The following is a 2,136-nucleotide window of genomic DNA, read 5'->3' on the forward strand; positions in this document are numbered from 1 at the left end:
ATGGTGGGTGATGTAGGGATCGAACCTACGACCCGCTGATTAAGAGAAGCCGATTCTCTCGCTGGTCAATTGCAGTACAAGGGAACCCGTTTCCAACGGAGCGGGAGGACCCACTGGAAAGGGCTGGAACATACCATGAATTGAGAACCGCCGTCGGCACACCGATGCCCTGCGAATCGCTTCGTCACCGGGCACTTCTGGACCAGTGGGTTGGATGCAGTTCGGACCGTTCCGAGGTTCTACAGGGTCCGGCTCTCGATCCGAGCGAACCAGACAGGCACCATCTTGCCCTCCGCTGTCATTTGGTACTTCGAGGGTTCCATGAATGGCACGATGAAGCGGTCGTCCAAGGGCAGACTTGCAACATCTGGTGCCCGCGCCATCTGATCGACTCAGATCGGAGGAAAGTACATGCGTACAAGAAGCCTTGGCATCGTCGTCATATTGGGGCTCGCGCCTCTCGTGTTTTCGAGCTGCGTCGATGATGGCCGTCGCTATGGGGGCGGGTATAGCACGTCCGGCCCAGTGGTTGTGGATCGCGACATTCGTCGGCCAGCTTCGCGTTTTGGCGATCGTGACTTCCGCGACCGAGGCCGCAACGACTTCCGTCGAGATCAACGCGCAGACAGAGACGGGCGTGACCATCGGCGAGACGGCAGAGGCAGACCTGATCGCCGGGATCATTCCGGCCGCGACGGCCCCGATCGCGACCAGGTGCGCGATCGAGACGATGATCGCGATCGTGGGAGTATCGCGGCATTCTGTCGGGAGAACCCGCGATCTGCGCGGTGTGACCGCGAGCGCAGCGGAGATGGCCGCAGATCCTGATTGGAGGAGCTTCTAAGGGGAACCCGACAGTGCACGTTTTGATGACTCGTCCGCAACAAGTTGAAACGTCGGATGACTGATCATTATCCGCCCATCAACCATCCGGGATCGGAGTCGCCCTCGCCCTGAAAAGCTTGGATTGCATCTCGGCATATCTTCCTGCTTACCTTGCAGAAAAAGGAAGTGTCGGGCTTGTCATGACAGTGCCAGAGTTGAAGGGAACGGAGTGGGATACGCTTTGCAAGATGGTGGTTGGTGATGCCGTCGCTTGGATCATTCCTGACGTCATCGCAGATGAACTTCTGCGGCACCGCCTCGTTGAAAAACTCGGCGCCACCTATGCCCCGACCTTGCTGGGTCGGCAGGTCATCGGGGAGCGACTTGCCGCGTCGAACCAGGCGACGCGCAAGTGCAGTGCTCGTCCCGTTCATCCAGGCGAATGCCCCCGCATACTTGCGCACTGCGCAGATAGTCATCTAACCTGTCCTTCAGGCGAGCGACCGGCTCATCAGCTTCAGAGCCGGCACATCGGGGGACGGGGAATGCCGCGCAATAGAACGTTGCGAAGGTCGGACAAAGACCATCCAGAGTCGCTTTTCGATCATGCCATCCTGCTGGCGTTCATCGGCGTATCGATCGCGATCGTGTTCGCAGGGTTCTGCGCCAAGTCGGCCGAAGCGTCACTGCTCGCCAACTTCTGGTGACAGCATCAGGTCATGGCCAGGACGACTACGAGCATTCCGACCACGCTGAGAGCGAAGACGGCCAACCCGATCTCGGTGTCGCGTGATGAGTTCGAATAGCGCTTGTTCATCGGGCAAGAGTATCATCGAAACCGGGGCAAATGCCGCGACGAATTGCCCTATGCGAACAGCGCGTTCCTTTAAAGCAGACGCTTAGAAAGCAATCTGTACGAGAGGTGAACCTACTATCGGAGACGCTGGTGCAGGAACGCGACTTTATCGGAACGCGCGGCAGCCAGAGCCGCATTATTGCGCTGGCGAGACTTTCCGTTGGCAGACGTTCTTCGCGCGATGCCCTCGATGCGCAGAGCAATAGTGGCAGGAACTCAGCTGATGGCCACCGCAATCTGAATGCTTTCGCGCGTCATGCGCTCCTCGAATACGAGGAAGCCGCTGCGGCCGGAATTCTTGACACGGTAGAGCGCCAGGTCCGCCCGCCGGACCAGATCGGCGTGGTTCACTCCGCCCTTGACGGCAATGGCGACGCCGATCGATACGCCGATGACAACTGGCTGCTGCATCAGCACGAACGGATGGGTGATCGCTTCCAGGATAGCCTTGGCAA

Annotated in this window: 3 protein-coding genes; 2 read left to right on the forward strand and 1 reads right to left on the reverse strand. The window is 59.0% G+C overall.

The window, feature by feature from the left end; genetic code table 11:
* Positions 1–481: 481 nt before the first annotated feature.
* Together ATO4_RS26630 and ATO4_RS27550 are read left to right on the forward strand one after the other, a co-directional pair.
* Positions 482–844, forward strand: a complete 363-nt coding sequence (locus ATO4_RS26630; protein WP_083595108.1) for a hypothetical protein — start codon at positions 482–484, stop codon at positions 842–844.
* Positions 845–1,025: 181 nt separating this feature from the next.
* Positions 1,026–1,532 carry a hypothetical protein gene (locus ATO4_RS27550; RefSeq protein ID WP_139802735.1) on the forward strand — a complete coding sequence of 169 codons (507 nt, stop codon included), beginning with the start codon at positions 1,026–1,028 and terminating at the stop codon, positions 1,530–1,532.
* Positions 1,533–1,897: 365 nt separating this feature from the next.
* On the opposite strand, the gene ATO4_RS26640 is transcribed toward ATO4_RS27550, so the two are convergent.
* On the reverse strand, positions 1,898–2,136 hold a 239-nt coding region (locus ATO4_RS26640), incomplete at its 5' end, for a diguanylate cyclase (RefSeq protein WP_139802736.1).

The organism is Aurantimonas sp. 22II-16-19i (genome assembly GCF_002088275.1).
Lineage (GTDB): Bacteria > Pseudomonadota > Alphaproteobacteria > Rhizobiales > Rhizobiaceae > Jiella.

Bases quoted from the DNA above. Each gene is read 5' to 3' on its own strand.
- ATO4_RS26630 (WP_083595108.1), top strand. From the start codon at position 482: ATGATGGCCGTCGCTATGGGGGCGGGTATAGCACGTCCGGCCCAGTGG.
- ATO4_RS27550 (WP_139802735.1), top strand. From the start codon at position 1,026: ATGACAGTGCCAGAGTTGAAGGGAACGGAGTGGGATACGCTTTGCAAG.